Genomic DNA, 5,827 nt, shown 5'->3' with positions numbered 1-5,827 from the left:
TTCTTGGAGTAGCCGTTAGGCAATGTCAGTTCCCAGCCGTGCATTTTGCTTTTGAGCGTCACGTCGTCAAAGTTGAGCACAGAAAAGTTTACCTGTCCCTCGGTCTCAACCTTGAGGCCGTAGCCGGTGGTGGGATCGGAGAGTGTGAGTTCGCGCAGGTCCTCGCGGTTACCCATTGATTGTGGGCGCAGGTAAGGTTCGAACATGTCGCCTACTGTTGTGGTGTAACGGCCCAACATGGAACCGGTCTTGCGGTCAATGTAGTTTTCCCACGGGCCGCGGGCGTAATATTCCACATTGTCGAAATTACCTGGGAACTGCATGGCCAGACCGATGCGGCGCAACTCCTGCTGTCCGGCTACAGGCGAGAAAGACGCCTTGAGGTCTACGGCGCCAGAGGCGTGTACTGTGTAGATAAAGCGGTAAGGGCATTTTGTTCCGGCGGCGTCAACGGTTACTGTGACGGTATTGCCGTTGTCAGCCCGTTCGAATGTCGCGGTTTTGTTGCCAACGCCATTTGTGTTGTCATAAGACGGGTCGCTGTTGTAAGGCGCCTCGTTCTCAATCCAGCGGTAGTTGTAGTATTCAGGCGTGCCTCCGTTGCGTATGAGTTCGGTGTCTTTAACCTTCCAGGAGAATATTTCTCCTTTGGCCGTAAAGGTGAGAGACATTTTGCTGTTGCTGATGGTTGTAGTCGTAGCCGTCTGTTTCATGTCGAGCGGATCGCGTTCGTCGGGCGTTACCGCTGGCAACTGTGCCGGCCGGTTCTTGAGTGTGTATTGCTGTGAGGCAACGGGATAGCCGGCATCGGCAAAGGCGGTGGCTTCCTTCCGGCAGATTTCGATGTTCAGCAGGGTTTCCACACCGTTCTTCAGTTCGGTGAAGTAGGGGATGTCCACCTGTCCGGACAAGCCGGGTAAAGTGGCAGGCATGTCCACGCGTCCGCTCTCTACGGAGACGCCGTTTTCCAATACGGAATATTTCAGGTAGAAGCCGTCGAGGGTAATGAAATTGTAGGCGTTGGAGAAAATGAGTCGTTTGGAAGCGGGCGAGAATGAAGTGAACTTGATATTCTGATATACCTTTTTCACTTCGGTAAGCTTGGCCGACCATGCTCGATCAGCCGTAACAAGACCGTTGCAGACGAAGTTGCCCTGATGCGGCCCCGGATAGTCATAGCCCGTTTTGAATTTGTTCTGACCGTTAAGGGTGAAGCGGCCGGCTTTAATATCTGCCGCATCATAAATAGCCTGGTCCACCCAGTCCCAAATGCAGCCGCCAATGCCATAACGGCTGCTTTCGATGATGTCCCAGTATTCCTGCAGATTGCCGACGGCGTTGCCCATGGCATGAGCGTATTCGCACATGAAATAAGGCTGGTGGCGCCAGTTGTTATTGGCGTTGTTTTGAACATCGTCCAGTCCGGGATACATCTTGCTCCAAATGTCCGTCGGGTCGTCATTGGCGCGCGTAGCTCCTTCGTAATGGATGGGCCGTGGGTCGAGCGCGCGTGTGGCGGCATAGGTGGCATCGAAGTTTGAGCCTGAATTGCTTTCATTGCCTAGACTCCAGAAAATGACAGAGGGGAAGTTACGGTCGCGATAGACCATGCGGACAGTGCGGTCGATGAACTGCGGTTTCCAGGAATTCTTGAAAGTTATGCCTCCGCCTCCGCTGTTCTGCCAGTTGAAGTGGCACTCCACATCGGCCTCGTCCATGACGTAAAGTCCGTAATAGTCGAACATGGCGTTCATCTTGGCCTGACGCGGGTAGTGACTGGTGCGTATGGTGTTCATGTTGGCCTGTTTCATCATGATGATGTCTTTCAACATGGTAGGCACATCAATGCTGCGGCCGTGCAATGGGTGGGTGTCTTGCGTGTTGACACCTTTGAAGAAGATGCGTTTGTTGTTGATATAGACCAGCCCGTCCTTTATTTCGATGTGACGGAAACCGTATTTGGTCGAAAATGCCTGTTCTTCGCTGCCGTCGGCATTCTTTTGCGAAACAGTGACAGTGTAGAGTGTTGGAGTCTCGGCCGACCATAGTTGCAGGCCGTTTAGCCCATCGAAGGTAACGCTTCTGATTTGTTCCTTTTCACCTTCAGTAAAGGCAAATGTCGTTTCCTGCCGGGCTATGGTTTCGCCTTGGGGCGATAGCAGGCTTACTGTTACGGTTTTTTCTTCCGCTGTTCCTTCGCGGTTATCGGCAGTGAGTTCCACTTTCATAGATCCGCTCTTGTAACCGTTGGCAGCATCGAGTGTGCTGGTGATGTAATGGTCGCGGACAAATGTTTTTGGGGTGGCAAAGAGGTATACGTCGCGGTAAATGCCACTCATGTGGAACATGTCCTGACCTTCAAGGTAGGAACCGTCACACCAGCGGAATACTTGTACGCTGACATTGTTCTCTCCTTGGCGCACATAGGCTGTTACGTCAAATTCGGCATCGTTGGTGGAACCTTGCGTATAGCCTGCATAATGGCCGTTCACCCAGACGTAGGCTGCACTGTATATACCGTCAAAGTGGAGGAATATGCGTTTATTGTCCCATCTCTCAGGGAGTGAGAAAGTGCGCCGGTAAGATCCTACGGAGTTGGTCAGACCGTTTTTCATCTGTACATATGGAGGATTGTCGGCAAAGGGATAGTTCACATTTATATATAAAGGAATACCGTAGCCTTTCATTTCGAGGCAGGAGGGTACGGTTATGGTGTCCCAGGCTGAGACATCGGCATTGTCTGCCCAGAGGTCTGCTTCTCCGGGGCGGGCTTCTGGCGATGATACGTAGTTGAGTTTCCACAGTCCGTTCAATGTGAGTACCTCAGAACTTTTTGGATTGAGCCAGGGACTGTTGTAGCGAGGGTCGGCCATCATTTCCGCAGTGTTGGCATAGGGCATATAGGTGGCGTGTCCCGGTTCTTTGTTTTCTTCAAAGAATTTTTCGTTTTCCCAGTCAGCTCTGGGCTGCTCTGGGGGAGCGGATACGGCGTTGAGTGTGAAGTGGGTACTGGCATCAGCGGCGTCCTCTGTCATCTTTGTATTGCCGTCGGCAGTGGCGGAGATGAAGTAATTCTTGTTGTTCCGGCTGTAGCGGATCTGGTATGTGGCCTCTTTGCCTTCAACGGGTACAAACGTAGCTTTTTGATTGTCCGAAGAAGTGCTGGCCGACCATTGCAGAGGGCGGTAAACGCTTTGTAACCCGGCATCGAGAGCCTTGTTGTAAGTGGTGTTGAAAAGTACAAACGTACCGCCGGTGTTGCCGCTCAGCAGTTGCCACACTTGTCCGTAATTGTCAGGTTCGTAACTATCGGCGTAAATGTAACTGTCATTGTCATAACTTTTCCGGTTCGATAATACCTTGCCTGTGTTGGCTTGGGTGATGACGTAATGCAGATTGGCCAAAGGTATAGAGACGGCTTTGTCAGTTTCTTCAAATTTGAAATGAGTAGTAGTGGCGTTGAGATCGGTTTCCATTTTCAGACTGCCAGCCGCCTGCGCAGTCATGGTCCTCGTTCCGTCGGCGGCATAGAGAAGCTGGTAAGTAGATTCCTTTCCTTCAACGGCCTGTATCAGAAACTTCTGGTTATTGTTGTTTGGATCAACGTTCCATTGCAGTAACGTCCAAGGGGTACTGCTGTTCTCGGCCATGTCCATAGCTTTGTTGTAGTTGGGGTTGCAAAGTACGAACGTAGCCTCCTCATCCTCTACGGGAATCAGTGTCCATTCTTGTCCTGGCGAAGTGTTGTCGGGGGATGCAAGGGTGATGGCTGCGTTGTTGTTACCGTTGTTGCCGTTGGTCACAGCCAGTCCGTTGGAGGCTTGTGTGATGTGATAAATGACTCCCGGCCGCACTCCGATGTCGGCATAGGCAGCCAGTGAGAGGCAGCATAGCAGGAGGCCTATAAAGATTTTCTTACCTCTGTTGTCATTGTAAATAGGTTTCATATAAAAGGATATTGATAAAGTGATTAGTTCCTGTTTATCACGTCGTTTAATGTTTTCATGAAGACAAAACACTTAACTTCGCAAAGTTACATATTTTTAGGAAATACCCGTCAAAACAGCGGAAAAATATAGTTTGGAAGGAATAACCTTATCAAATGTCCGATAGGCGGATGAATAGTAATGTTCTCTTTTTAGTACAATTTGCTTTCTGCCGTAATTTGTATTAAAATGCCAGTCCTGTTTGTTTTAATGTCGTTGGGCAATTGCAGCCTAGAGCGGGTCGACATCGAAATGAAGTCTGACGCCTTTATATTCCGGTTGGGCCAGCAAAAGGTCGCGGGCCGTCGCCAGCGTGCGTCTCACGCCGCTTACGGGTAATTCGGGACGGAGTTTGAGCAGAAGTTTGCGGATGTGGAGCATCTGCACACGTCCCACGGCCGGCTTGTCGGGACCCAGCAGGTCCTCACCGAAATGCGGGCGCAATAGAGCGGCCAGATAATCGGCGGCCTGAGCGCACACTTGCTCGTTGCGGTGGCGGAGATAAATGTCTGTTATGCGGCGGAAAGGCGGATAGCGAAACATTTCGCGCTCTACCAGTTGCTGCCCGAAGAGGGCGGCATAGTTGTTTTCCGTCACCTGATGTATGACAGATAGGTCGGGCTGCCGTGTCTGCAACACCACGATGCCTCGGCGGCCTCGGCGACCTGCCCGCCCGGCAACCTGTGCCATCATGTGGTAAGCACGTTCGTAGGCACGGAAGTTCGGTTGCGACAGCATTTGGTCGGCGCTCAGGATGCCCACCACGCGTACACGGTCGAAATCAAGTCCTTTGGTTACCATCTGTGTGCCGATAAGCAAATCGGTGTCACCCCTCTCAAAGTCGTTGATAATGCGCTCGTAAGCCGCTCGCGAGCGCGTTGTGTCCAAATCCATTCTTGTCACTCTGGCTTGAGGGAAAAGCGTTTTCACTTCCGCTTCTATTTTCTCCGTACCGTAACCGATGTCGCGCAGATCAGTATCTTCGCAGTTGGGGCATTGACGCGGCACATCGTAATGTGCGCCGCAATAGTGACACACCAGTTTGCCGCTGTGCTGGTGAAACGTCAGCGACACATCGCAGGCTGTGCAACGCGGTGTCCATCCGCACGTGCGGCATTCCAGCACCGGAGCATATCCGCGGCGGTTCTGGAACAGAATGGTCTGTTCACCATCGGCCAATGCCTGTCTCACTTCTTCGATGAGCCGAGGTGAAAGGGGAGTCTTCATCAGTTTTTTGCGGCGCAGTTCCTTTACATCCTCCACTACAATTTCGGGTAGTTGCACGTCACCGTAACGGGCGGTCAGCGATACGATACCGTACTTTCCCGCAACGGTGGCGTTATAGTAAGTCTCTACCGAAGGCGTGGCTGTTCCCAAAAGAACCTTTGCCCCGTATTCCCGTGCCAGTACCATAGCGGTATCACGGGCGTTATAGCGGGGGGCGGGGTCTTGCTGCTTATAGCTTGTTTCGTGTTCCTCGTCCACTATGACCAGTCCCAAGCGGCGGAAAGGCAGAAACAGTGACGAACGCACGCCGAGTATGAGCGGGAAGGCACGGTCGGTGAGTTGCCGTTGCCACAGTTCGGCCCGCCAGGCATCGGGAAACTTGGAATGGTAAACTCCCATGTGCTCGCCGAACACACGTCCGAGGCGGTCGGTTATCTGCGTGGTGAGGGCAATTTCCGGTACGAGATAGAGCACCTGCAACCCTCGGGCGATAGTTTCCTCTATAAGCCGGATGTATATTTCGGTTTTACCGCTTGATGTGACACCGTGGAGCAGGCACACGTCTTTGTTCTGCCATAACCGCCGTAGTTCGTCACAAGCCTCCTGCTGCGCCC

Annotated in this window: 2 protein-coding genes; both read right to left on the bottom strand. The window is 52.2% G+C overall.

The window, feature by feature from the left end; all coding sequences use genetic code 11:
• Nucleotides 1–3,947 (bottom strand): glycoside hydrolase family 2 TIM barrel-domain containing protein (locus tag C5S62_RS01590; RefSeq protein WP_104403779.1); only part of this gene is annotated, 3,947 nt, incomplete at its 3' end.
• Between the two features lie 270 nt (nt 3,948–4,217).
• Nucleotides 4,218–5,827, bottom strand: a 1,610-nt coding sequence (priA, locus tag C5S62_RS01585; RefSeq protein WP_104403778.1) for a primosomal protein N', incomplete at its 5' end; no start/stop codon positions are given.

This window comes from Prevotella sp. MGM2 (assembly GCF_002933955.1).
GTDB lineage: Bacteria > Bacteroidota > Bacteroidia > Bacteroidales > Bacteroidaceae > Alloprevotella.
The sequence above is the reverse complement of the archived record's forward strand: the minus strand, read 5'-3'. Positions and strand labels throughout refer to the sequence as shown.